Source organism: Pseudomonas sp. 05N431 (genome assembly GCF_056397005.1).
Genome location: NZ_JBFTMN010000013.1, coordinates 125,106 through 147,474 on the forward strand (window position 1 = coordinate 125,106; position 22,369 = coordinate 147,474).

A 22,369-nucleotide genomic window follows, 5' to 3' on the forward strand; every position below is an offset into this window, starting at 1 on the left:
TCTGCCCAATGAAATCCAATACGTTCGTACTCAACAGACAGCAGTTCCAAACGACGGTCGGTGCGGTGTCGGCGTTGATGTTCCTGTCCGCCTGTACCGTCGGTCCTGACTATAAAGAGCCCGCGCAGAGCTTGTCGCAGCACTATGATCAACAGGCCGAGCAGCGTCTTGGCGAGGGCGGCAACAAGGTGGCTGAACAGCACATTGAGCTTGGCAAGAAGGTCAGCGGTGACTGGTGGTCTGCCTTTCATTCGCCAAAGCTCGACAAGGTTGTACGTCGGGCAATCGACGGCAATCTTGAGCTCGTGGCGGCGGATGCAACGATTCGGCAAGCGGCATCCTCCGTTGCCGCGGCGGAGGGAGCTCTTTATCCGCAGGTCGATTTTGGCGCTCAGGCTGGCCGCCAACGGACCCACAACGGGCCCGAGCCAACCGTCTCCAATTTCTACTCAATTGGGCCACGGGTTGGCTTCGACCTTGACGCTTTCGGCGGTACCAAGCGGCTGGTCGAACAGAAGGAAGCCTTTACGAGTCTGCAGAAACATCGCTACGAAGCGGCGTACCTGACCCTGACAGGCGATGTTGCGAGCCAGGCGTTGTTGGTTGCTTCGGCAAACGCGCAGATGGAAGCCGTCGAGAAATTGCTCGCCAACGACGCGAAGAACCTCGAGCTCGTGCGCATGGCGCACACCACTGGCACCACCACGCAGATCGACGTTTCGCTGGCCGAGACGCGCCTCGCTCAGGACCGCACGCTGTTGCCGCCCCTCGCTCAACAGCGTGATTCGGCACGGCATGCACTGTCGGTTCTGACGGGAAAAGGCCCAGGAGACTGGACCGCTCCCGACTTCAACCTCGCCGAGTTTGCCTTGCCATCAAGCGTGCCAGTCAGCTTGCCCTCGGAAATGGCCCACGACCGGCCGGATGTACTGCAAGCCGAAGCTGAATTGCACATGGCCAGCGCCGCTGTCGGGGTCGCGACAGCCAATCTCTATCCTCATGTAACGCTGTCCGCGTCTCTTGCCCAGGCCGCTTCGGGCAATGGTGGCGCTGCACTCTGGAGTCTTGCTGCGGGACTGGCGGGGCCGATCTTCGATGGCGGCACGCTCAAGGCTGAACGTCAGGCAGCCGTCGACGGCTACAAGGCGACGCTCGCCGGTTACCAGCAGACGGTTATTCAGTCATTTGGCCAAGTCGCAGACACGTTGCAGGCAATCAACCATGACTCGGAACAAAACCTGGCGCAGGAGGATGCATTACGCGCGGCCGAAACCAGTTTTCGCTTGAACCAGCAAGCCTACGCGCAAGGCGAGAACAGCATTCTCCAGGTGCTGGAGGCGGAACGGGCCTATGAGCAGGCGTTACTGGGTCGAATCAGAGTGAAGACGGCGCAGTATCTCGACACGGTGCGGTTGTATGTGGCACTCGGCGGTAATTCGGTGGGTGCGTCCGAACAGCGCGTTGCCAGCCGCGAAGCGCCGAAAACTGTTTATCAATAGCAGCTGCGTTTACCAGAGACCACTACCGCCATTGCGGCTGTGGCCCCAGACATCGGAGTAAAGACATGTCATACGAAGCGTTTCACGATGAACTTCGCGATACAAAGTTCCCGATTGTCCACGGATCGGGTGCGATGCCGGCCGTTGGATTTGGCACGCTGTTCCGGGACCTGAGCGTGACAACACAAGCCGTCAAGCACGCGCTGGAAACAGGCTTTCGCCATTTCGATTGTGCAGAGCGCTATCGAAACGAAGACAAGGTCGGAGTGGCCATAAAGGAATTCCTGGAGGCCGGTAAGGTCCGGCGCGAAGACCTGTTTATTACTACAAAGCTGTGGAACACCAACCATCGCCCCGAGCGGGTTCTGCCGGCTTTTGAAGCCAGCTGCCGACGACTTCAAGTGGATTACATCGATTGCTACCTCATCCACACACCCTTTGCCTTTCAACCGGGCGAAGACCAGGAGCCAAGAGACGAGCAAGGACAAATCATCTACGACTCCGGTGTGACATTAATAGAGACTTGGCGAGCACTTGAGCGTCTGGTGGATGAAGGCCGGTGCAAGTCCATCGGGTTATCCGACATAACACTTCAAGCATTGCAAGAGATTGTGGCAGTGGCTCGGATAAAACCTGCCGTCGTGCAGGTTGAATCTCACCCTTATCTGCCTGAATGGGAGCTGCTCGAGTTTTGTCGGCAGCATGGAATTATCGTCCTTGCGTTTGCACCATTGGGGCATGGCATGCAGCCGAACGTACTGGAAGATGCGGTGATCACAGGCGTCGCCCGGCGCTTGCAACAGACCCCGGCTCAAGTTGCATTGGCCTGGTCTGTACAACGTGGCGTCGCGTTCCTGACCACGTCTGCAACGTTGAGCCATATCCAGGAAAACTTTGCGATTTCTACCCTGCCTCACAGGGCCATGCTTGAAATCAAGAACGATATTACGACCCGGGTGCGATTCAACTCGGTGGTGGAAACCGGTGTACCCGGATTTATTCCGGGCAAGAAGTAACGTGCGACAAGGGGGCGGTCTTCTGCAAGGCAGCCTCTTTTGAATAGTTCTTCACGCGAGACATGCCTGGAGAGCATGCTGATTTTTTTACTTATCTGTGGAGGTGGTGACGATGGACGTTTTCCAGACCATGCGTTTTTTCGTTGCTGTCACTCAGAGCGGCAGCTTTACGGCGGCGGCTGAGCTGTTGGACACCACCACAACTAACGTTTCCAAAGCGGTCTCCAGTCTGGAGGCCAGGCTTCAAACACGGCTGATTAACCGCACGACCCGACGCCTGGCGTTGACCGAGGCGGGTGCACGCTATTTGCAGCGATGCGAGAAAATTCTTGAGGAGGTACGTGAGGCTGAAGAGGAGGCGGGTACCGCGCAGGTCATGCCCGTTGGCAGGCTCAAGATCCACGCGATGGGAGCCGTCGGTAATCATTACGTGATCAAGGCCATTGCCAAGTATAGGGAGACTTATCCCTTGGTAATGTTTGATTTGACACTGACCAATCGGGTACCTGACTTGCTGGAGGAAGGCTATGACATCTCGATTGTTTTAGCGCGGGATCTACCCGATTCAGGGTTTGTCGCTCAGCGGCTCGGTATCACTTACAGCATTCTCTGCGCCTCGCCAGCGTACCTGAAGAAACGCGGGATTCCCGATTCGACGAGATCGCTTGGCGAACATGATTGTTTGAGAATTGTGAATACGGTAATGCCGGTTGAAAACTGGGTATTTGAGGGGCCCGAAGGCGTGGAGACCGTCAACGTTCCATTGTCGCCGTTTCACGTCAACACGGCTGACGCCATGACTGTTGCCATAACGAATGGGATGGGGATTGGTATTCAGCCGATTGCATCTGCAGTCGATGGACTCAGGGCGGGTACGTTAGTGCGCGTACTGCCGGAGTATCATTTTGAAGAGTTCAACTTGTTTGCCATTTATCCATCACGAAAGTTCGTGGATGCAAAAATAAAGACATGGGTGGAGTTTCTTAAAGATTACATTCCGGTCTTGTTGGCATCTGATGAAGCGATCGTAGGCTCAGCCAGAAAAGATAACAGCTTTCGAGCTCGCTAGCGCGGCAGGCATGGAGTGTCGACCCTCCATCGTTCGCACCGTACTTAACCGTTTGTACAGCCCGTTCCCATGACTTGATACTGAAGGACATGCTGTTGACCGTGAGAGTCTTCATAGGTCATTTGAACAGGAACCGGTCCGCACTGGTCCGCAGTGTCTGTCATTGCAATGACTTTTTTAATGTCGAGCCTGGTTGCGTAAGTATAACTCTCAACCGGTGACTGACTGGTTGCGGCGGTTGAATGGCTGTCGTCTGCAAATGCCTGTGCGCCTAAACTGGAAAGTGCAAGGAAGATCGCAACTTTTGAAATGTTCATCATATTCACCGTATGGTTCAAGGTTTGGTCTGCGTCGTTTTACCTTGTGAGCTCGTTGATGTTTATTCAATTTGCTCACTTGGTAGAAACGATGCTAGATGTTTAACCCTTTTCCAGACAGCGTCCTATCGGACAAACACTGTTGTCGGATTTCGCATGAATAGAATGCTACGGGGACAGTCAGAACCACGGCTCAGGTTCACACGAACAGGTCGTAAGACAGCTTGCTGATCAGGATCACCAGCAACACCAGGAACAGGCCCCGGACAAAGGGCACGCCTTTACGAACCGCCAGCCAGGTGCCGGTCAGCGCGCCGAGGATGTTGAATGCGGCCATGGGGAGGGCGATCAGGTAGAGCACGTTACCCGTGGGAATGAAGAAAATCAGCGCCGCGACGTTGGTCGCGATGTTCACCAGTTTGGCCGACGCCGAGGCATGCAGGAAGTCGAAGGCGAAGCAGCGGATAAACAGGAAGATCAGGAAGCTGCCGGTGCCGGGACCGAACAGTCCGTCGTAGAAGCCAATGGCACCGCCGATGATGATCGCCAGCAGTTTCTCCCGGGTGCCGATGTGCATGGGTTTGTGCAGGGCGCCGAAGTCCTTTTTCCAGAAGGTGTAGATCGCCATCAGCACGATCAACACCAGCACCGCCGGCCGGATCACCGACTGCGGGACGGACGACACTGTGGCCGCGCCGAAGAAGGACATGACAAAAGCCGCACAGGCCGCGGGGATCACCAGGCCCCAGTCGATCACCACTTTACGCACGAAAGACCGGGCCGCGAATGCAGTGCCGCAGGCTGCCGCGACCTTGTTGGTACCCAGCAGTGCCGCGGGTTGCGCCGTGGGCAGCACGTTGAACAGCGCGGGTATCTGGATCAGTCCGCCACCGCCCACCGCCGCATCGATCAGGCCGGCGGCAAAGGCGAACACGCAAAGGATGACAATATCGATCATGAATTCAGGCTCTGGCGATGAAGGAGTGGTGAAGGTCCAGCGGTGTGGATTGAGCGGGAAGGTTAACGGAACGGCTTTTTTTGTGTTGCAATGCCACGTTGTGAAAAGTGCAATGAGGTGGTGAATGGCACTGGATATGTTGGGGGAACTTGAAGCCTTTGCGACGGTGGCTCGCAAGCGCAGTTTTGTCGCGGCGGCACGCTCGCTGGGGCGTTCCCCGAGTTCGCTGACCCGCGCCGTTCAAGCCCTGGAGGAAAGTGTCGGGGTCAAGTTGTTCAATCGCTCCTCCAATGCCGTGAGCTTGACCGAGGCGGGTGAGCGCTTGTTGCCCCACGCCTACAAAATGCTGGATCTGCAACGTGAGGCGGATGAAGACCTGGCCGGAATCAGCGGCCAGGCCTACGGCTGGGTCCGCTTTTCCGCCCCCGAGTTTCTCGGCCATGGGGTATTGCCCCGGCTGATCGCGCAGTACGGTGAGCGTTATCCAGACGTGAACGTCGATGGGATTTTCACCGATGAAACCATCGACCCGGCCAAGAGCAAACTGGACTTCTCGATTCGTGGCGGGTATCCGCAATCCAGTGACCTGATCGGCTTTCCGCTCTGGAGTTATTCACGATACCTGTACGCCAGCCCCGGGTACCTGGAGCGGCGCGGGACGCCCGACTCCATCGAAGCGCTGGAGGCGCACTCGCTGATCCTGCACACGGCGCCGCGGATTCTAAAAGACTGGAATTTTCGCAGTGAGACGCAGGCCATCAGCTTTCGGGCCGATCCCAAGTTTCGCTTCGACTCCGGTTCGGCGGTGTTCCAGGCGGCCCTGGCGGGCCTCGGCATTGCCCGTCTGGCGGACTGGGTCGCAGAGCCCGAAGTGGAAGCGGGGCGCCTGCTTCGGGTCTGTCCCGAGTACAAGCTCACCTCCAGCAGCGGCGAAAACCCGCAGATGCACGCGGTGTATCCGGCCGGAAATCTGCCGCTGCGGGTGAAGTCGTTGTTGGGGATGATCCGTGGCTTTGGCGAAAGCCTGGAACGAAAACCTGCTTTACCGCTGATCAAAACTGGATTGCAGGGGATGGGCTGACCCTGCAAATCGACACCTAAACCCTACTCGATGGTGATCCATTACCAACGGCAACAACTGATCCAAAGCTGCCCTTTGCGAAAGGCAGAAATCGGCCAGGAGCGGGCGCACGACTCCAACAATAAATTCCCACTTTGCTCGTGAAACTTGTGTTGAGGCCCACAGTCTTAGCCCAGCCTTGGAATCCATCTGCGAGCCAATACAGCGAAACGCTCCGCAGTCATTCCTCAGCCCACTATCGCCATTACCGTCGTCATCCCATCAGAGCTGCCCGCCTCATGCGCCAGACCGTTCGCTCCTCCTGCGTTTTCTCGCTCTGCCTTATTCCTTTACTCCCCCTGTTCGCCAGTCCCGCCCATGCCGGCGGGGAAAGGCAACTGGTGGAGGACATCAACGACTACCGCGCCCAACCGCAGCGCTGCGCGGGGCGCACGGTCCAAGCCTTGAGGCCGCTGGCTCTGAAGTCGAACCTGGCCTTGCCGATCGGCTATGGAGGCGTTACGCGGGAGACGTTGAAGGATTCCGGCTATCAGGCGGTGTCTGTGCGGACTATCCGTCTGGTCGACGCTGAAGATGCCGAGGAGGCCTTTGACATGCTCCAGAGCCGCTACTGTGGGGCCCTGCTCGATACCCAGTTCGCCGATATTGGCGTGTATCGCGACGAGAGTGAATGGCAGGTGGTGCTGACGCGGCCTTTGCTCGATGGGCATCTGGACGACCCGCGAGCGGCGGGCAAGACGTTGCTGGCACAAGTCAACGCGGCACGGGCGAAACCGCGCCTGTGTGGTCGTCAGCGCTTCGCCGCTGCACCGCCACTGACCTGGAATGCCGCCTTGGGGACAGCGGCGCAGGGGCACAGTCGGGCGATGGCCAACGACAATTACTTCGCGCACCAGGACCCCAACGGTGATATGCCGTGGGACCGAGCGAAGGCCGCCGGCTACGGTGGCCGGCAGATCGGAGAGAACATCGCCGCCGGGCAGCGTTCGCCGGACAAGGCTATGGAAGGCTGGCTGGCCAGCCCCGGGCATTGCGCCATCCTGATGAACCCGATGTTTACCCAGGTTGGCGCGGCCTATTCCGCGAACTCGCGTAGCGACAACGGCATCTATTGGACGATGCTGTTCGGCGCGAAATGAGTGTGAAAAGGGGACAGAATTATTTATCTGCCATCAGCCGCGACACAGTGAAAATAAATCTGTCCCATTTTTTTCATCCGGTTTTACTTTTGATCTAAGTCATCGATCTTCTTGTAAGCGCGGAACAAGATAATGACTAAGCTAACTTCGACTATTAAGAAAAACCCCCATATAGCCAGTTTTGTTAAGGGTGCTAGTTGCTCGGCAGATGCGAATTTCAACGAGGCTATAATGACTAAGATAGTCAGTAAGCACATGGCTAGCGATGACTGGATAATGTATGAGCGCTTTTGTCTATTCATGTTGAGTTTCCTTAATGCTATTTTTGGAAAAGGGGGCTGGAAAAGAGGAGAGATTTATTTATCTGCCATCAGCCTCGACGCAGTGAAAAATAAATCTGTCCCTTTTTCCGGTCCCTTTTTCCGCACCGAAAATTGGTTGTTGCATACAGCGAACAGCGCAGTGACGCCCTTACGCACCACCACCAAAAAAAGTAAAAACCGTAAAAATAGCAATGAATTGAATCGGTATAAAAACAATCAACAGCCAGTTCGGCAGTTTTTTTGAGAAGGTCAGCATCAAAACGCTAATAAGAACTGATGCAGCTGGAAGTAATACATAAAGCTTAAGTTGGCCGGGGTTGGGATAGCCAACGGCTTTTTGTGGTGCAATTCCAGAATACAACTCAATGCCAATAAAAAAAATAATACATGTCAATAACAAGACAATAGTTAATGCAATACGGACTCCTACTTTGCTCCTTTTTTCTAGTTGACTCATGGTCCAGCTCCTACACTAGGATTAAGGTTGATATAGCCAGCAACACCCAGCGCACTGAAAATTACCGGCCCAGTGTACTGGTTTAGAGTAGCATTTGGCCCATTGCAGGCACCTACAAACTGGGCACCCACGACGCCATTCTGGTTGGAGTGAAAAGGGGGCGAGTGAAAAGGGGGCAGATTTATTTATCTGTCATCAGCCTAGACACAATGAAAAATAAATCTGTCCTCTTTTACCCTCTTTTACCCTCTTTTACCCTTGTCTAAACCCAGATTGACCAGGTCGAGCTCGTCGACAAAGACGTCAACTACGCGCACCGGATTGGTATCGCTGACGTAGTCGTCGAGGCTCTCGGGAAGTAAGGTGCCTTGGCCTCGATGTTCAGCTTGAATAAAGCGCTTCACGAGGCGATCCTCCTATGGAACCCGAATTCGGGATTGCAACTGACTTACTGCTAGTGAAATTTAACGGATGCTACTTTGAAGATAGTGAAATCTACTCGCTTTGATGATGTCGACCACGATTTAGGATATGAGTACCGTGGTTATAACTACGACATACAGTACGAAGAGGCTGTGTTTCTGATCAGGATTTACGATGACGAACCCGGCCTGGCAACGGTGGTACGTCCGACTACGATGTCTGCAAACGCTAGCCTCAAAAAGCTTGTTGAGTTCTTACAGTCCGAGCTAGGAGTGTCCAGAATCTCTCTCTACAAGGGCGATTTGGGGAGCTACGCTGAGATCGATCTTGATAGCTTGGCATTCTGCCCCGTCTGAAATCGGCGGCGAGAGAGTGGCAGGCGTTTTTACACACTTTGGGCCGATTGCCGCCAGCCGCGAGGGATCATAACCAACCCAAAGCAGACATCTCTCGTGAGACAAAAGGCGTCTTAAACCACAACTTCCACCCCTTTGGTTTTCTGCTCCCCCCGAAGTTTCTCGATGATCGCAAACCATCCATTGATGAACTGTGCAAGGCAAACGGAGAAGTCGGTGCCTTCTCCGTTTGAGCCAGTGAAGGGGGTGTTAACGCAGGGCGCGTGCGGGCGTTACCCGACGCGCCAGTCGGTCATTTACTGGCGTCCAGTACGATGCGGTAGCGTGCCTTGCCACTGCGCAGGTGGTCGATGGCTTCGTTGACCCGGCTCATGGGGAAGTGCTCGACTTGCGGCAGGATCTGATGGCGTACGCAGAATTCCAGCATGGTCGCTGTGGTGCTGGGCGAGCCGACGGGCGAGGCGGATACGCTTTTTTGTTGGGGAAGCAGATTGAACACGTGCACTGGAATCGCGCCAGGCACAGCCCCAACAAAATGCAGGCGGCCCTTGCCGCGCAGGGTTCCGAGCATGGCTGGCCAGTCGAGGTCGGCGTTGGCGGTGACCAGCAGAAAATCCAGAGTGCCGGCAATGGACTTCAGCGCGTTACTGTCGGTCGAGGCGACTACGTTGTGCGCGCCCAGGCGTCTGGCTTCGTCCTGCTTGCTCAACGACGAGGTAAAGGCCGTGACTTCGCAGCCCCAGGCGTTGAGGAAGCGCAGTGCCAGATGACCGAGGCCGCCGATGCCCACCACACCGACTCGGTCAGTGGGCTTGACGTCGAATTCCACCAGCGGGTTGAACACCGTCGAGCCGGCGCAGAACAGCGGGCCGGCCATGGCCGGGTCGAGTCCGCTCGGTATTGGAAGGGCCCAGGCCCAGTGCGAACGCAGGCGGTTGGCGAAGCCGCCGTTGCTGCCGACTATGGTGGGTTGGACGGTGCCGCACAGATGGTGGGAGCCTCCGATACACGAGGAGCAATGCATGCAACTGCCCTTGTACCAACCAATGCCCACCCGTTGCCCCACCTCGAGACCACGTACCTGTGCGCCGACTCGCACGATACTGCCGACGACCTCGTGGCCGGGAATAAAAGGGTAGTGGCTAATGCCCCATTCGTTATCGATCAGCGACTGGTCGGAGTGGCAGACGCCGCAATACTCCACGGCGACTTCTACTTCCTCTTCCCCCAATGGACCGGGATCGTAGCTATAACGCTCCAGTGGCGCGCCGGCCGCCGTTGCGGCCCAGCCGGTGAAAGTCGTGAGTTCGGTACTGTCGCTCATTGGATACCTCCAGATCAGGAGACAGGGTTTTGGCACCTCAGGTGCCGCAGTGGAGCCAAGGAAGTGTAGCGTCTCGCTCGCCGATATCCTGGGGGCAACACATCAGCGTCAAGCGATCACTCCATTTGAGCTGGTTATCAGCACTACTTTCAGGATTGAGCGGATGGACCGTCACTGTCAGTCCGGTCAGACGACTGCCCAGCCTTGCTGAAAAGCAGCTTCGAGTGGGGGACAGTCCAGCGCCGATTGCGTCGCGCATCGAGGGTGGCCAGGTCATTAGTGAGCCGCGTAGGTGACTCCCCGGTGACTTCGCACAGCAGCGCGGTTATAGCTTCTCCGTTAACCGTGCCGTGCTCTTGTAGAAGATCCGCGACAGCGATGACCGCGAGCCAGTAACGACGTACCAGACAGCAGGAGCGGGCGATTGCCCGGGATTCGGCGTCGAGTAGCTTTCGTGCAGGCAGCAAACTTATCAACTCGTAACCCCGGCAGCGGTCGCCCCTGCCGCTGGCCCAGGTGAATTTGTCCGATTTGGTGCGCCTGTAGACCGCTTCGGCCACGGGGCCGGCGAAGCAGTCGAGAAGGTCGCGCTCAATAGAATCGACCATAGAGGGCAGGTATTCAGCAATCCCGGGCGCATCGAAGGAGGGGTGCGGGACCAGGTAATCGGCCTCAACCAACCCCTCTACGTTTTGCGGGTTGCCGCGCAGATCAATCATTGGGCCGGTGCAGGCTTCTGTCCTGGTGCGCACGGTGATGCGCTCGATGTGCTGACCATTCCACCAAAAAGCCAGGGCGTGGCCAGCTTCGTGGACGGCCGTGCAGCGCCGGCACTTGTTCATGGTCTGGTCCTCTCCCGTACAGGCGTACGTCGCGTAACAGGTCTATTCCATCCTTGGGTGTCAGGTAAAAGACTAGGCCTATCAGGACCGAATACGCCACCTATTAGCTGACCGCTTTATAGGGGGCTAACCTTAACGGAGCGCTGGTGAAAACTGGCCGGTTGAGACCTGATAAGAGATACGAATAAGTCAGAAGCGTACTAGGCTTGCCGTGGGCCACCGTGCTGGTAACTCGATTGCCGCTATCCGGATTGCCCGTGTGACCACGACGATCAATGGATCGGATTGTTGGCCCTGCAGCTTATGTCATTGATTTCGCTCGTCGCTATTGCGCGCCCACGCGGGGCCGGATAGCCGGATGAACACGACCAAAGGTAGCTCACACATGGCAACTGAATCGAAATGCCCGTTCAATCACGCCGCCGCGGGCGGTGGCCCGTCGAACCGCGACTGGTGGCCGAACCAACTCAATCTGAGGATCCTGCACCAGCACTCGTCCCTGTCCGACCCCATGGACGAGGGCTTCAACTACGCCGAAGCGTTCAAAAAACTGGACTTTGCGGCGCTCAAGAAAGACCTGCATGCGCTGATGACCGATTCGCAAGACTGGTGGCCTGCGGACTTCGGTCACTATGGGCCGTTCTTTATTCGCATGGCCTGGCACGCTGCAGGCACCTACCGCACCGGTGACGGGCGTGGCGGTGCGGGCTCCGGTCAGCAACGCTTCGCGCCGCTCAACAGTTGGCCGGATAACGTCAGCCTCGACAAGGCGCGTCGACTGCTTTGGCCGATCAAGCAAAAGTATGGTCGTAACATCTCCTGGGCCGACCTGATCGTCCTCACCGGTAACGTCGCGCTGGAGTCCATGGGCTTCAAGACCTTTGGTTTTTCCGGAGGCCGTCCGGACGTCTGGGGACCGGATGAGGACGTCTACTGGGGTTCGGAAAAAACCTGGCTGGGGGGCGACGTGCGCTATGGCAAAGATGAGAACCCTACTGTCCAGGAGCGCAACCTGGAGAAACCGCTCGCCGCAGTGCAAATGGGCCTGATCTACGTGAACCCGGAAGGCCCGGAGGGCAACTCGGACCCGGTCGCTGCTGCAGTGGATATCCGCGAAACCTTCGCTCGCATGGCGATGAATGACGAAGAAACAGTGGCGCTGATCGCCGGCGGCCACGCCTTCGGCAAGACCCACGGCGCCGGGCCCGCAACCCATGTGGGCGCCGACCCCGAAGCCGCTGGCCTCGAACAGCAGGGCCTGGGCTGGAAGAGCAGCTTTGGCACCGGCAAAGGTGGCGACACCATCGCCAGCGGCCTGGAAGTGACCTGGACCACTACGCCCACGAAGTGGAGCAACAACTATCTGGAGAACCTGTTCGGTTTCGAGTGGGAACTGACCAAGAGCCCGGCCGGTGCGAACCAGTGGACGGCGAAAAACGGCGCTGGCGCGGGCATCATTCCCGATGCTCACGACCCGTCCAAGCGGCGTAATCCGACCATGCTGACCACGGACCTGTCCCTGCGATTCGACCCGATCTATGAACCGATTTCACGGCGTTTCCTAGCAAATCCCGATCAGTTGGCCGACGCGTTCGCCCGCGCCTGGTTCAAGCTGATCCACCGCGACATGGGGCCGCTTTCGCGCTACCTCGGCCCGGAAATGCCGAGCGAAGTACTCCTGTGGCAAGACCCCATCCCGGCGGTTGACCATGCCCTGGTCAACGACAGCGACATCGCCTCACTCAAGAGCAAGCTTCTGTCCTGTGGCCTGACAGTCTCGCAGCTTGTATCAACTGCTTGGGCGGCGGCGTCCACTTTCCGTGGCTCCGACAAACGTGGTGGCGCCAACGGTGGGCGTCTGCGCCTGGCCCCGCAGAAGGACTGGCCGGCCAACCAGCCTGCGAAACTGGCGAACGTGCTGGCGACCCTCGAGAAAATCCAGAGTGAGTTCAACAGCGCGCAGACTGGCGGCAAGAAGATCTCGCTGGCGGACCTGATCGTGCTGGCCGGTAGTGCTGGTGTCGAACAGGCGGCGAAAAATGCCGGCCACACCGTCACTGTGCCTTTCAGTCCGGGGCGGATGGACGCGAGCCAAGAGCAGACGGATGTGGAATCTTTCGGGTTTCTCGAACCCATCGCCGATGGCTTCCGCAATTACCTCAAGACCCGATACCAGGTACCGGCCGAGAAGTTACTGATCGACAAGGCGCAACTGCTGACACTCACCGCACCAGAAATGACGGTGCTCATTGGCGGCCTGCGCGTGTTGAACGCCAACGTCGGACAAACCCCGCATGGGGTCTTCACCCAGCGACCTGAAGCGTTGACCAACGACTTCTTCACCAACCTGCTCGACATGGGCGTGGAATGGAAGCCGGTCTCGGACGCCAATGAAGAGTTTGAAGGACGCGATCGCAAAACCGGCAACCTCAAATGGACAGGCACTCGTGTCGATCTCGTCTTCGGCTCGAATTCGCAGCTGCGGGCCTTGGCCGAAGTCTATGCCAGCAGCGATGCGCAGGAGAAGTTCGTGAAAGACTTCGTGGCAGCCTGGACCAAGGTGATGAACCTTGACCGCTTCGACCTCAGGTAACGCGAGCGTTGGACCCTGGAGCCACCTCGACCTGATCGTTCAGGTCAGGGGGTTCCAGGGAGGTTGCCTGGAATAGATACGTCATGGTTCACACCTCTTGAGACGCCACAACCTGTGCCCCGCGAGCGATCAACAGCTCTCGCAACACCGAGCGATGGCAGTGGCGTTCTTCCTTGCAGTAGCAACCGATGGCCAGCGAGGTTTGATGGGACAGGGCGGCCAACAGATCCAGCAGTTGGCTGGGGGCAGGGTGGTTCATTTCGGCCTTGAACCTCCGTCGAAAGGTTTCCCAGTCTTTTTCGTCTTCCGCGGCTTTCGCTTCTGCTACCAGCTCTGCGCTGGGGGACAGGACGGGGACCCAGGTGTCGTAGAAGTCGCGGCTGGCGAACTCGGTTTTCGGAACGCCGCGCGGTGGGCGGCGGACGGTGCCCAGGCGCAGGCCTTCATGGGGGATTCGGGGTGTGCCCAGTTGCACGATATGGATAGGCATTCATGCCTCCATTAATGGTGAGTGCGCTCAAGCCAGTCAGCGGCCGAGCGGCAGATGCAGATCCCCAGGAAGTAAGCCGACATCGCCAGCCACAGCCCCATGACCCAAGGGTTGACGGTCGGGTGGTTGAGGACCAGTGACAGGCTGCAGAGCAACCAGATGGACGTCACGGCAATGTTGATCGGCATGAACCGCCGCACGCGAAACGGGTGCAGGAACTTCATCCGGGTCACCGTCAACAGCGCCAGGCCAATGATAGTGAGCAACGTCAGCCAGGGTGTCGGCGCAATGATGTAGAGGCACAGGGTGACAACGTTCCATGCGGCCGGGAAGCCCTGGAAGTAATTGTCCTTGCTCTTCATGTTGACGTTGCAGAAGCAATAGAGCGACGAGACCAGGATCACCGAGGTGGTCAGCAGCGGGGTGTAGGCCGGCAAGTCGATGTAACGGTAGATGAACAGGGCCGGGATGAACACGTAGGTCAGGTAGTCGATGACCAGATCCAGTATGGACCCGTCGAGATGCGGCAGTACCGTTTGGACATTCACTTTGCGCGCCAGCGAGCCGTCCACACCGTCGACGATCAGCGCCACGCCCAGCCACAGCAGGCAGGCCCTGGGCTGGTTATCGAACAGGGCGAGGGTAGCCAGGAAAGCGGTCACCACGCCGGTTGCGGTAAAACCGTGCGCGCCCCAGGCTTTCAGCGTGGCCATGCGTCGGGTCGTTATCAAGGGGGCGTTCTCCAGCAAATGAAACGGGCCAGTTGCTACCACCGACGGGCTCACCGGCAAACCTGGCTAGGCTGCACCTATCGACCGGGTATCCGGCGATAAGGTTCACCTGCGCTCAAAGACCCGAAGTCGGCACTCATTAAAAATAGACCATCTCCGGTCACTGACTTGTCTATCGATCAGTACTTTTTACCCGTCCGCGCTCAACCACCCGCCTGGATGTGCAATTACGCAAGATTGTTCAAGACAGGGGGCTGATCGGCTGACACAGTTAGCAACCTTTCCTTCGTTGTAGAGCGCTATGTCTGACAATCTATTGCCGCGCAGTGCTTTCTTGCGCGGTGCCGCTGCCGTCATGCCCTTGTCCCTGGCGACTGCGCCATGGGGGCTGTTGGCGGGTTCGATGGCCATTGAGGCCAACCTCACTCCACTGCAAGGCCAGGGCCTGTCGAGCATTGTCTTTGCGGGTGCTGCGCAGTTGGTCGCGATCGGGATGCTCAAGGGTGGTGCCGGGATTTTCTCGATTCTGCTGACCACCTTGCTACTGACCTCGCAACACCTGCTGTACGGCATGAGCATGCGTCCGGTGGTTTCGCCGTTGCCGGGTCGCTGGCGGGTAGGGCTGGGCTTTTTGCTCACCGATGAACTGTTCGCGCTGACCAGCCAATTTGACCAACGGCAGTTCAACCGCTGGTACGCCCTCGGGGTGGGCCTGACCTTTTATGTGGCGTGGAATCTCTTCACCCTGGCCGGGATTGTGCTGGGCAGCAGCATTCCGGGCCTTGAACACCTGGGCCTGGATTTTTCTATCGCAGCCACGTTTATCGCGTTGATCACCCCCGTGGTGCGCAACGTTCCGACGGTTGTCTGCGTGGCGGTTTCGCTGTTCTGCTCGGTGCTCTTCAATTATTGGCACTGGGGCTCGGCGCTGGTGCTGGCCGGCTTGCTGGGGATGAGTGCCGGGTTTGTCTGCAACAAGTTTTATGGAGCGCGCACATGATGGTCTGGGCGGTTATTTTCGGAATGGGCATGCTGGTTTTCCTCAACCGCTATGTGTTCCTTGAACCACGGTTGCCCGTGCGCCTGAGCAGCAATGCGCGGCAATTTCTCGGATTTGCGGTGCCGGGCATGCTCACGGCAATCTGCGGGCCGATCGTGTTCATGCCCGACCATCAACTCAATCTGCAGTACGACAATCCGTACCTGATCAGTTCGCTGGTCGCCATCGGCCTGGTGCTCTACACCCGCAGTACCCTGATCAGCATGCTGCTGAGCATGGGCTTCTTTTTCTTGCTGCGCTGGTGGCTGTGACCCGCTGCCTTACTTTTTCGGGGTTTTGCTGCTGCCGGGAATGTGCAGGTAATTCATCACGCTTTCGGTGAGTTCGGTTGCCAGCTTCACCGCCTCTTTGTTACGCGCCATCACGCCGGCAACCAGGCCTTCGATCAGCGCCAGTACCGCGATGTTGGAACTGGTCAGCACCGGGTGGTCGGCCGGCGCAAACAGCACGTGCTGGGCAATGTGGGTCAAGGGCGAGGCGGGCGAGTCGGTGATCGCCAGCACCGTCGCGCCACGCTCATGGGCAAAGCGCGACAGTTGCAGGGTGTCGAGGGAATAGCGCGGCAGCGAGATCGCCAGCAGCACGTCCTGATCGGTAATTGCAGCCAGTCGATAGGCGGCGTTTTCGTTGCCGCCTTCCATGCTGATCGCTGTCGCGTCGGCGCAGAACGGCATCAGTGTCGAGGCTGCGAGCCCGGCCATGTAGACACTGTTGCCAAACCCGAGGATGTAGATCTTGCGCGCCTCGATCAGGCAGGTGACCACGGCTTCGAAGGTGTCGGGGTGATTGTTGGTGCCAGCGGTGCCGAGGTTGCTGGTGGCGCTCTGGATCTGCTCATGCAGACCGAACGCACCACCGGGGCGGTGCGCCAGTTCGTTACGTAGTTTGTCCACCGGGGAGACCATCTGCTGCAAGGTCGCGACCAGCTCGGCTTTCATGCCGCTGTAACCGCCCAGGTCCAACGCCTTGGCCAGACGGTTGACCGCCGCCGGGGAGGTGGCGGTTTCCAGGGCCATCTCTTCAATGGTCAGTGTCGCGGCCTTCAGCGGATGACGCAGAATGAAGTCCGCCACCTTGCGCAGCGACGGCTGCAAGTCGGCAAGAATTTCTGCCAGTTTGCGCATGACTGGCGCGGCGTAGACCGTGGTGTTTTTCGAAGGAGTAGGCATAACCGGCTCAACATCCGCAGGAGGTTGGAAGGGACCCTATCTGGCCCCTGACATGAGTGCGCGCCAGTGTATCCGAAGCCGACCGTTGGCGTGCAGCAGCCAAAACGGTCGGCGAGCGGCTTACTTCAGGCTGCCGGCCAGAAACTGCTGGAGGCGTTCAGACTGCGGGTTCACCAGCACTTCACGCGGGTTGCCACGCTCTTCGACCTGACCTTTGTGCAAGAACACCAGCTGGTTCGAGACTTCGCGGGCAAAGCCCATTTCGTGGGTCACCACCACCATGGTCCGTCCTTCCAGGGCCAGGTCCTGCATGACCTTAAGCACTTCGCCAACCAGCTCCGGGTCGAGGGCCGAGGTCGGTTCATCGAACAGCATCACTTCCGGCTCCATCGCCAGTGCGCGAGCAATCGCCACGCGCTGCTGTTCGCCGCCCGACATGTGCGCCGGATAAGCGCCCATGCGATGGGCCACGCCGACCTTGTTCAGGTAGTGCTCGGCTTTTTCCCGGGCGAGTTTCTTGTCCAGGCCCAGCACATGCACTGGCGCTTCCATGACGTTTTCAAGGGCGCTCATGTGCGACCAGAGGTTGAAGTGCTGAAACACCATCGCCAGCCGTGAGCGCATGCGTTGCAGCTGTTTCGGCTCGGCGGCCTTGAGCCCGCCGATTTTGTTGGCGACCAGTTTCAGTTGCTCGCCATTGAGCAGGATGTTGCCCGAGTTGGGTTGCTCCAGCAGGTTGATGCAGCGCAGGAAGGTGCTTTTACCCGAGCCACTGGAGCCGATGATGCTGATCACGTCGCCGGCTTTGGCTTCCAGGGACACGCCCTTGAGCACTTCGTGGGTGCCGTAGCGTTTGTGCAGGTCCTGAATTTCAAGTGTGTTCATGGTGTCGGTTCTCTTGAGTCAGTCGCTGAGCAAGCGACCCTGGCGAATGGGGGTAGAGCCTGCGACCTTGGCCAGCCACAACCCGGGTTGGGCAAAGCGCAGGCGCTCGCGGGCGTAAAGAATGCCGTCGGTGCTGGCCTTCACCACGCTGTGGCGATCGGTCAACGGGTCGAGCACTTCGAACAGCGGGTCGCCGACCGAGACCCGGGCACCCAGCGGTTGCAGGAAACTCACTACGCCTGGATGTGGCGCATAGGCGTATTGCGCACCGGCGAAAGGTGTCGCATCGCAGCAGGTGGCTGGCGCGTCTGGCCAGTCGCCGCTGATCAGACCTTGTTCGGCCAGATAGCCGAGGATCTGTTCGGCACTGGCCATGCACGGTTCGCGTTCGGTGTCGGCCATGCCGCGCAGTTCGATGGTGGTCGCCACGCAGGCCAGTGGAATGTTCGCCAGCGGGAACAATTCGGCCAGGCGCAACCAGGGGATCGCGCAAGCTTCATCGAAGGCATTGCCGCCGGCGTCCTCGGCCAACAGCACGGCACCGGCGTCCAGGCGTGCAGCCAGTGAACGCAGGCGCGGCCAGTTTTGCGGCAGGGCATACAGCAACATGATCGACTCGAAATCGCAGTGCAGGTCCAGCACCACATCGGCATCGCAGGCGTGCTGCAACAGCAGGCGACGCAAGCCGTCGAGTTCCGATTCGGCCAGCGGCATGTCGGCAATGACCTCGATCATGGCGCGACGGATCAGCGCCACGTTGGCCTCGGCATCTTCGCCCAGTTGGCCTTTCAGGTGCACGGCCACGGCTTCGGCCAGCTCCGGGAAGTCACGGTTGAAGTTCTTGCCGCTGTTGAATTCGAAGCGTCCCTGATGGGTGGCCTGGAACATTTGCCCGATACCGATCGGATTGGCCATCGGCACCAGTTCGATCACGCCGGTCAGGCGGCCTTGTAATTCCAGCTCGCGCAGACGGCGCTTGAGTTCGACGGCGACGCGCATGCCGGGCAGTTCGTCGGCATGCAAGGACGCCTGGATGTAAGCCTTGCGTGAGCCGCTGCCAAATCGAAACAGCGACAGCGTGCGTTCAGTGCCGCAGGCGCTCCAGGGTAGAACGTAGTGAATGTGCTCCATGGGATTTCCTTAGTGCTTGCGTGGGGCCAGGTACGCCAGCCAGTGGCGTTCGGCGAGCTTGAACAGACGCACGAGAATGAAGGTCAGGGCCAGGTAGATCAGGCCGGCGGTGATGAACGCTTCGAACGGCAGGTAGAACCGCGAGCTGACCGTGCGCGCCGCACCGGTGATGTCGACCAGCGTAACGATCGACGCCAGGCTGGTGGTCTGCAGCATCATCAGCACTTCATTGCTGTACTGCGGCAACGCCCGGCGCAGGGCCGACGGCAGCAGAATGCGGCGGTACAGGGTCAGGCGTGACATGCCCATCGCCTTGGCGGCTTCGATCTCGCCGTTGGGGGTGGACTTCAGACTGCCGGCCAGCAGCTCTGCGCTGTAGGCACTGGTGTTGATCGCAAAGGCCAGGCAGGCGCAAAAGGTCGCGCTGGACAGGTACGGCCAGAGCACGCTTTGGCGTACCGCTTCAAACTGCGCCAGGCCGTAATAGATCAAAAACAGCTGCACCAGCATCGGCGTGCCACGAATGGCGTAGGTGTAGAGCCACGCCGGGAAGTTGATCAGCGGCGAGCGGGAAACGCGCATCAACGCCAGTGGAATGGCCAGCATCAGGCCAAAGGCCAGGGAAATCAGCAGTACTTTGAGGGTCAATAACGCGCCACTGAAATACAGCGGCAGGTTTTCCCAGATCAGGTTGTAGTCGAGCATGGTCGATTCGCTCCCACTCACAGAACGGCGGCTTTGATGCCGACCGAGTAGTGTTTTTCCAGGGCGCGCAGCACCAGCAACGAGACACTGGTCATCACCAGGTACAGCGCCGCCACCGCGAGGAAAAACGTAAAGGGTTCGTGGGTCGCGTCGGCAGCGTTCTTGGCCTTGAACATCATGTCCTGCAGGCCGATCACCGATATCAACGCCGTGGATTTGGTCAGCACCAGCCAGTTGTTGGTGAAGCCGGGAATCGCGAAGCGAATCATCTGCGGCACCAGGATCCGCCAGAACACCTGGGCGCTGCTCATGCCATAGGCCGCACCGGCTTCAGCCTGACCTTGCGGGATCGCCATGAAGGCGCCGCGAAAGGTTTCCGAGAGGTAGGCACCGAAAATGAAACCCATGGTGCAGACACCCGCCACAAACGGGTTGATGTCGATGTAGTGGGTGTAACCGAGCCCGAGGGCGATGCGATTCACCAGGTCCTGGCCGCCGTAGAAAATCAGCAGAATCAGTACCAGGTCGGGGATACCGCGAATCACCGTGGTGTAGCCTTCGCCCAGCGTCGACAACCATTTGAGCGGCGAGAGGCGAAACGCCGCGCCGATCAGGCCCAGGGTAATGGCCAGTGCCATGGAGCTCAGAGCCAGATTGATCGACAGCCAGGCGCCATCGAGAATGCTCGATCCGTAGCCGTGAAGCATGATGAAGTTCCTCTCCCGAAGCGCCGGCAGGCGCGCGGGACCATACGGGTTAATTGCTATCAATCAAGATACAAACCTGTGGGAGCGAGCTTGCTCGCGATAGCGGAATTTCAGTCAACATTGATGTTGAATTTGCCGCCGTCATCGCGAGCAAGCTCGCTCCCACATGGCTTATTCGCCGTAGATATCGAACGCGAAGTACTTGGCCATGACCTGCTGGTACTTGCCATTGGCACGGATCGCGTCAATCGCCGTGTTCAGGCGTGCCGCGTTCGCGGTATCGCCTTTGCGCAGCGCAATCCCGGCGCCCCGACCGAAGTATTTCGGGTCATTGATGTCCGGTCCCACCAAGGCGAAGCCGTTACCGGCCGGAGTCTTGATGAAGCTCTCGTTGGTGTTGACGATGTCGGCGAGGGTGGCGTCCAGTCGGCCCGAGGCCAGGTCCAGGAAGGCTTCATTTTGCGAGGAGTAACGCACGATCTCGACGCCGGCGGGCGCGAGTTGCTCGGTCGCGTAACGGTCGTAGGTGGAGGAGCGTTGCACACCGAGTTTCTTGCCTTTGAGATCGACCTTCGGGTCATTGATCGCCTGGCCGGCCTTCGCCGCGAACTTGCCGGGGGTGTGGTAGTACTTTTCGCTGAAGTCGACTGACTTCAGGCGGTCGTCGGTAATCGACATCGACGACAGCACTGCATCGATCTTGCGCACTTTCAACGAGGGGATCATCCCGTCGAATTCCTGGATGACCCACTGGCATTTGATCTTCATTTCTTCGCACAGGGCGTTGCCGATGTCGTAGTCGAACCCGCTGATGTTGCCTTCCGGGGTCTTGAAGGAGAACGGTGGGTAGGCGGCTTCGATACCGATGCGCAGGCTGTCTTCGTCGGCGTGGGCCAGGGTGCTGACGGCGCAAAATGCCAGAGCAGCCAGAAGTCCGGTCTTGTTCATATTGTTGACTCCGTGGATAGGGTGTTTGGGGGTGAATGCCTTCCGGTCTGGCGAGGGTGTGCAGCGGGGTGCGTGTCCATGGAGCGTATAAATGACACGTTTTATTTCATAAATCAAATGCGTGAAAATAAAAATATCAAACAGGCTGCTGTTTCAGCCAGACGGTCATGGCGCAACAAGGAGACAGTGCCCTGACGGCACAAGGAGGTTTGGCGGCTACGGCTGATGGCGGGAAGTTATAAAGTCAGATCATATTGGTATAAGTGGTTATAAGAAAAATCGCTATGCTGACTGCCAGATTTTTAAGTCGTCGCGCTGGTTTTGTAAGGTATGGCAATGGACTTCGGTAATTTGGGTTTTGTAGTCGCAGGCTTGGTTGTCGGGTTCGTTGTCGGAATGACCGGTGTAGGGGGTGGCTCGTTGATGACGCCGATCCTTCTATGGTTCGGCATCAACCCGGCCACGGCCGTCGGGACGGATTTGCTGTACGCCGCGATCACCAAGTCCGGTGGTGTGCTGGTTCATCAAAAGCACCGGAACATCGACTGGAAAATTACCGGCTGGCTGACGTTGGGCAGTGTGCCTGCCGTTGTCATGACCTTATTGTTCCTGAAATACCTCAACACGGATCCGCACGCGACCAATGCCGTTATCAAGCAGGCGTTGGGCTTTGTATTGCTGCTGACGGCGCTGGCAATTTTCTTCAAGCGCCAGCTCTTGGCGTTTGCCCAAAAACATGCGGGCGACCATTACCACCTCAGTAACCGGAACCTGAACCTGCTGACCATCGTCACGGGCGCGATACTTGGTGCGATGGTCGCTTTGACCTCCATCGGTGCCGGCGCACTGGGGACGGTGGCGCTGTTCATCCTGTACCCGTTCCTGGCAACCAAGCGCCTGGTCGGTACAGAAATCGCCCACGCCGTACCGCTGACCCTGGTTGCAGGACTGGGGCATGCGAGCATGGGCAATATGGATTGGCACCTGCTGGGCTTTCTGCTGATGGGGTCGTTGCCGGGGATCTATATCGGCAGTCACCTGACCGGAAAAATTTCCGACGGTGTGTTGCGTCCTTGTCTGGCGGTCATGCTGGTGTTTATCGGCTACAAATTAGTGTTTTGATCCCCGGCATGGCGCTGCTCCTCT

General features: G+C 58.3%; 23 protein-coding genes and 1 pseudogene. 10 read left to right on the plus strand and 14 right to left on the minus strand.

What is annotated here, in order from left to right:
• Nucleotides 1–8 precede the first annotated feature (8 nt).
• From AC1DIG_RS21640 to AC1DIG_RS21650, 3 genes are all read left to right on the plus strand, one after another.
• Complete coding sequence (locus AC1DIG_RS21640) at nucleotides 9–1,499, plus strand: efflux transporter outer membrane subunit (protein ID WP_477768960.1); 1,491 nt, start codon at nucleotides 9–11, stop codon at nucleotides 1,497–1,499.
• 65 nt (nucleotides 1,500–1,564) lie between these two features.
• Entirely contained in the window at nucleotides 1,565–2,515 is a 951-nt protein-coding gene (locus AC1DIG_RS21645) for an aldo/keto reductase (protein WP_477768935.1), read from the plus strand.
• Nucleotides 2,516–2,627: 112 nt separating this feature from the next.
• Nucleotides 2,628–3,584 carry a LysR family transcriptional regulator gene (locus AC1DIG_RS21650; protein ID WP_477768936.1) on the plus strand — a complete coding sequence of 319 codons (957 nt, stop codon included), beginning with the start codon at nucleotides 2,628–2,630 and terminating at the stop codon, nucleotides 3,582–3,584.
• A 44-nt stretch (nucleotides 3,585–3,628) separates the two neighbouring features.
• On the opposite strand, the gene AC1DIG_RS21655 is transcribed toward AC1DIG_RS21650, so the two are convergent.
• Nucleotides 3,629–3,901 carry a DUF2790 domain-containing protein gene (locus AC1DIG_RS21655; RefSeq protein WP_477768937.1) on the minus strand — a complete coding sequence of 91 codons (273 nt, stop codon included), beginning with the start codon at nucleotides 3,899–3,901 and terminating at the stop codon, nucleotides 3,629–3,631.
• 199 nt (nucleotides 3,902–4,100) lie between these two features.
• Nucleotides 4,101–4,859 carry a sulfite exporter TauE/SafE family protein gene (locus tag AC1DIG_RS21660; RefSeq protein ID WP_477768938.1) on the minus strand — a complete coding sequence of 253 codons (759 nt, stop codon included), beginning with the start codon at nucleotides 4,857–4,859 and terminating at the stop codon, nucleotides 4,101–4,103.
• A 124-nt stretch (nucleotides 4,860–4,983) separates the two neighbouring features.
• On the opposite strand from AC1DIG_RS21660, the gene AC1DIG_RS21665 reads away from it, so the two are divergent.
• Together AC1DIG_RS21665 and AC1DIG_RS21670 are read left to right on the plus strand one after the other, a co-directional pair.
• On the plus strand, nucleotides 4,984–5,940 hold the full coding sequence (locus tag AC1DIG_RS21665; RefSeq protein WP_477768939.1) for a LysR family transcriptional regulator: 957 nt from the start codon (nucleotides 4,984–4,986) through the stop codon (nucleotides 5,938–5,940).
• 278 nt (nucleotides 5,941–6,218) lie between these two features.
• On the plus strand, nucleotides 6,219–7,079 hold the full coding sequence (locus AC1DIG_RS21670) for a CAP domain-containing protein (protein WP_477768940.1): 861 nt from the start codon (nucleotides 6,219–6,221) through the stop codon (nucleotides 7,077–7,079).
• Nucleotides 7,080–7,550: 471 nt separating this feature from the next.
• On the opposite strand, the gene AC1DIG_RS21675 is transcribed toward AC1DIG_RS21670, so the two are convergent.
• A complete protein-coding gene (locus AC1DIG_RS21675) occupies nucleotides 7,551–7,859 on the minus strand; it encodes a hypothetical protein (protein WP_477768941.1) in 309 nt (102 codons plus the stop codon).
• A gap of 260 nt (nucleotides 7,860–8,119) precedes the next feature.
• Nucleotides 8,120–8,263: pseudogene (locus AC1DIG_RS21680) on the minus strand (IS5/IS1182 family transposase); the annotation flags it as partial.
• Nucleotides 8,264–8,347: 84 nt separating this feature from the next.
• On the opposite strand from AC1DIG_RS21680, the gene AC1DIG_RS21685 reads away from it, so the two are divergent.
• Nucleotides 8,348–8,638: a hypothetical protein gene (locus AC1DIG_RS21685; RefSeq protein ID WP_477768961.1), complete on the plus strand. Its 291-nt coding sequence runs from the start codon at nucleotides 8,348–8,350 to the stop codon at nucleotides 8,636–8,638.
• Nucleotides 8,639–8,930: 292 nt separating this feature from the next.
• Here AC1DIG_RS21685 and ahr read toward each other — a convergent pair whose 3' ends face one another.
• Nucleotides 8,931–9,962 carry an NADPH-dependent aldehyde reductase Ahr gene (ahr, locus tag AC1DIG_RS21690; RefSeq protein WP_477768942.1) on the minus strand — a complete coding sequence of 344 codons (1,032 nt, stop codon included), beginning with the start codon at nucleotides 9,960–9,962 and terminating at the stop codon, nucleotides 8,931–8,933.
• A 149-nt stretch (nucleotides 9,963–10,111) separates the two neighbouring features.
• Nucleotides 10,112–10,804 (minus strand): hypothetical protein, encoded by a 693-nt coding sequence (locus AC1DIG_RS21695; protein ID WP_477768943.1) that lies wholly within the window; start codon nucleotides 10,802–10,804, stop codon nucleotides 10,112–10,114.
• Nucleotides 10,805–11,162: 358 nt separating this feature from the next.
• Here AC1DIG_RS21695 and katG point away from each other — a divergent pair, with 358 nt between their 5' ends.
• Entirely contained in the window at nucleotides 11,163–13,397 is a 2,235-nt protein-coding gene (katG, locus tag AC1DIG_RS21700) for a catalase/peroxidase HPI (RefSeq protein WP_477768944.1), read from the plus strand.
• Nucleotides 13,398–13,485: 88 nt separating this feature from the next.
• Here katG and AC1DIG_RS21705 read toward each other — a convergent pair whose 3' ends face one another.
• Together AC1DIG_RS21705 and pcsA are read right to left on the minus strand one after the other, a co-directional pair.
• Nucleotides 13,486–13,887, minus strand: a complete 402-nt coding sequence (locus tag AC1DIG_RS21705; protein ID WP_477768945.1) for a DUF488 domain-containing protein — start codon at nucleotides 13,885–13,887, stop codon at nucleotides 13,486–13,488.
• Between the two features lie 11 nt (nucleotides 13,888–13,898).
• Nucleotides 13,899–14,600 (minus strand): phosphatidylcholine synthase, encoded by a 702-nt coding sequence (gene pcsA / locus AC1DIG_RS21710; protein WP_477768946.1) that lies wholly within the window; start codon nucleotides 14,598–14,600, stop codon nucleotides 13,899–13,901.
• A gap of 319 nt (nucleotides 14,601–14,919) precedes the next feature.
• Between pcsA and AC1DIG_RS21715 the strand changes: the two genes are divergently transcribed.
• Both AC1DIG_RS21715 and AC1DIG_RS21720 read left to right on the plus strand, forming a co-directional pair.
• A complete protein-coding gene (locus AC1DIG_RS21715; protein ID WP_103317265.1) occupies nucleotides 14,920–15,618 on the plus strand; it encodes an AzlC family ABC transporter permease in 699 nt (232 codons plus the stop codon).
• Nucleotides 15,618–15,929 carry an AzlD domain-containing protein gene (locus tag AC1DIG_RS21720; protein ID WP_162491294.1) on the plus strand — a complete coding sequence of 104 codons (312 nt, stop codon included), beginning with the start codon at nucleotides 15,618–15,620 and terminating at the stop codon, nucleotides 15,927–15,929. The genes AC1DIG_RS21715 and AC1DIG_RS21720 overlap by 1 nt, the downstream gene beginning before the upstream one ends.
• Nucleotides 15,930–15,938: 9 nt before the next feature.
• Here the strand turns inward: AC1DIG_RS21720 and AC1DIG_RS21725 are convergent, their stop codons facing one another.
• The 6 genes from AC1DIG_RS21725 to AC1DIG_RS21750 all read right to left on the minus strand — a co-directional run bounded on the left by AC1DIG_RS21725 (nucleotide 15,939) and on the right by AC1DIG_RS21750 (nucleotide 21,223).
• Complete coding sequence (locus tag AC1DIG_RS21725; protein ID WP_019689776.1) at nucleotides 15,939–16,847, minus strand: MurR/RpiR family transcriptional regulator; 909 nt, start codon at nucleotides 16,845–16,847, stop codon at nucleotides 15,939–15,941.
• A 120-nt stretch (nucleotides 16,848–16,967) separates the two neighbouring features.
• Nucleotides 16,968–17,732, minus strand: coding sequence for an ABC transporter ATP-binding protein (locus tag AC1DIG_RS21730; protein ID WP_123583652.1), 765 nt, complete (start codon nucleotides 17,730–17,732; stop codon nucleotides 16,968–16,970).
• A gap of 18 nt (nucleotides 17,733–17,750) precedes the next feature.
• Nucleotides 17,751–18,863 carry a succinylglutamate desuccinylase/aspartoacylase family protein gene (locus tag AC1DIG_RS21735; RefSeq protein ID WP_477768947.1) on the minus strand — a complete coding sequence of 371 codons (1,113 nt, stop codon included), beginning with the start codon at nucleotides 18,861–18,863 and terminating at the stop codon, nucleotides 17,751–17,753.
• A 9-nt stretch (nucleotides 18,864–18,872) separates the two neighbouring features.
• Nucleotides 18,873–19,568, minus strand: coding sequence for an ABC transporter permease (locus AC1DIG_RS21740; RefSeq protein WP_054597892.1), 696 nt, complete (start codon nucleotides 19,566–19,568; stop codon nucleotides 18,873–18,875).
• 17 nt (nucleotides 19,569–19,585) lie between these two features.
• Nucleotides 19,586–20,275, minus strand: a complete 690-nt coding sequence (locus tag AC1DIG_RS21745; protein WP_477768948.1) for an ABC transporter permease — start codon at nucleotides 20,273–20,275, stop codon at nucleotides 19,586–19,588.
• Between the two features lie 171 nt (nucleotides 20,276–20,446).
• Nucleotides 20,447–21,223 (minus strand): ABC transporter substrate-binding protein, encoded by a 777-nt coding sequence (locus AC1DIG_RS21750; RefSeq protein ID WP_477768949.1) that lies wholly within the window; start codon nucleotides 21,221–21,223, stop codon nucleotides 20,447–20,449.
• A gap of 336 nt (nucleotides 21,224–21,559) precedes the next feature.
• Between AC1DIG_RS21750 and AC1DIG_RS21755 the strand changes: the two genes are divergently transcribed.
• Nucleotides 21,560–22,345, plus strand: a complete 786-nt coding sequence (locus AC1DIG_RS21755) for a sulfite exporter TauE/SafE family protein (protein WP_103317255.1) — start codon at nucleotides 21,560–21,562, stop codon at nucleotides 22,343–22,345.
• The last annotated feature ends 24 nt before the right edge of the window (nucleotides 22,346–22,369 follow it).

What these genes read in the sequence shown, in the direction of transcription:
- AC1DIG_RS21755 (WP_103317255.1), top strand. Translation starts at nt 21,560, where the DNA reads ATGGACTTCGGTAATTTGGGTTTTGTAGTCGCAGGCTTGGTTGTCGGG.
- ahr (WP_477768942.1), bottom strand. Translation starts at nt 9,962, where the DNA reads ATGAGCGACAGTACCGAACTCACGACTTTCACCGGCTGGGCCGCAACG.
- AC1DIG_RS21640 (WP_477768960.1), top strand. Translation starts at nt 9, where the DNA reads ATGAAATCCAATACGTTCGTACTCAACAGACAGCAGTTCCAAACGACG.
- AC1DIG_RS21715 (WP_103317265.1), top strand. Translation starts at nt 14,920, where the DNA reads ATGTCTGACAATCTATTGCCGCGCAGTGCTTTCTTGCGCGGTGCCGCT.
- AC1DIG_RS21645 (WP_477768935.1), top strand. Translation starts at nt 1,565, where the DNA reads ATGTCATACGAAGCGTTTCACGATGAACTTCGCGATACAAAGTTCCCG.
- AC1DIG_RS21705 (WP_477768945.1), bottom strand. Translation starts at nt 13,887, where the DNA reads ATGCCTATCCATATCGTGCAACTGGGCACACCCCGAATCCCCCATGAA.
- AC1DIG_RS21735 (WP_477768947.1), bottom strand. Translation starts at nt 18,863, where the DNA reads ATGGAGCACATTCACTACGTTCTACCCTGGAGCGCCTGCGGCACTGAA.
- AC1DIG_RS21745 (WP_477768948.1), bottom strand. Translation starts at nt 20,275, where the DNA reads ATGCTTCACGGCTACGGATCGAGCATTCTCGATGGCGCCTGGCTGTCG.
- AC1DIG_RS21675 (WP_477768941.1), bottom strand. Translation starts at nt 7,859, where the DNA reads ATGAGTCAACTAGAAAAAAGGAGCAAAGTAGGAGTCCGTATTGCATTA.
- AC1DIG_RS21655 (WP_477768937.1), bottom strand. Translation starts at nt 3,901, where the DNA reads ATGAACATTTCAAAAGTTGCGATCTTCCTTGCACTTTCCAGTTTAGGC.
- AC1DIG_RS21670 (WP_477768940.1), top strand. Translation starts at nt 6,219, where the DNA reads ATGCGCCAGACCGTTCGCTCCTCCTGCGTTTTCTCGCTCTGCCTTATT.
- pcsA (WP_477768946.1), bottom strand. Translation starts at nt 14,600, where the DNA reads ATGGCCACGCTGAAAGCCTGGGGCGCGCACGGTTTTACCGCAACCGGC.
- AC1DIG_RS21660 (WP_477768938.1), bottom strand. Translation starts at nt 4,859, where the DNA reads ATGATCGATATTGTCATCCTTTGCGTGTTCGCCTTTGCCGCCGGCCTG.
- AC1DIG_RS21695 (WP_477768943.1), bottom strand. Translation starts at nt 10,804, where the DNA reads ATGAACAAGTGCCGGCGCTGCACGGCCGTCCACGAAGCTGGCCACGCC.
- AC1DIG_RS21740 (WP_054597892.1), bottom strand. Translation starts at nt 19,568, where the DNA reads ATGCTCGACTACAACCTGATCTGGGAAAACCTGCCGCTGTATTTCAGT.
- AC1DIG_RS21650 (WP_477768936.1), top strand. Translation starts at nt 2,628, where the DNA reads ATGGACGTTTTCCAGACCATGCGTTTTTTCGTTGCTGTCACTCAGAGC.
- AC1DIG_RS21720 (WP_162491294.1), top strand. Translation starts at nt 15,618, where the DNA reads ATGGTCTGGGCGGTTATTTTCGGAATGGGCATGCTGGTTTTCCTCAAC.
- AC1DIG_RS21725 (WP_019689776.1), bottom strand. Translation starts at nt 16,847, where the DNA reads ATGCCTACTCCTTCGAAAAACACCACGGTCTACGCCGCGCCAGTCATG.
- katG (WP_477768944.1), top strand. Translation starts at nt 11,163, where the DNA reads ATGAACACGACCAAAGGTAGCTCACACATGGCAACTGAATCGAAATGC.
- AC1DIG_RS21750 (WP_477768949.1), bottom strand. Translation starts at nt 21,223, where the DNA reads ATGAACAAGACCGGACTTCTGGCTGCTCTGGCATTTTGCGCCGTCAGC.
- AC1DIG_RS21665 (WP_477768939.1), top strand. Translation starts at nt 4,984, where the DNA reads ATGGCACTGGATATGTTGGGGGAACTTGAAGCCTTTGCGACGGTGGCT.
- AC1DIG_RS21730 (WP_123583652.1), bottom strand. Translation starts at nt 17,732, where the DNA reads ATGAACACACTTGAAATTCAGGACCTGCACAAACGCTACGGCACCCAC.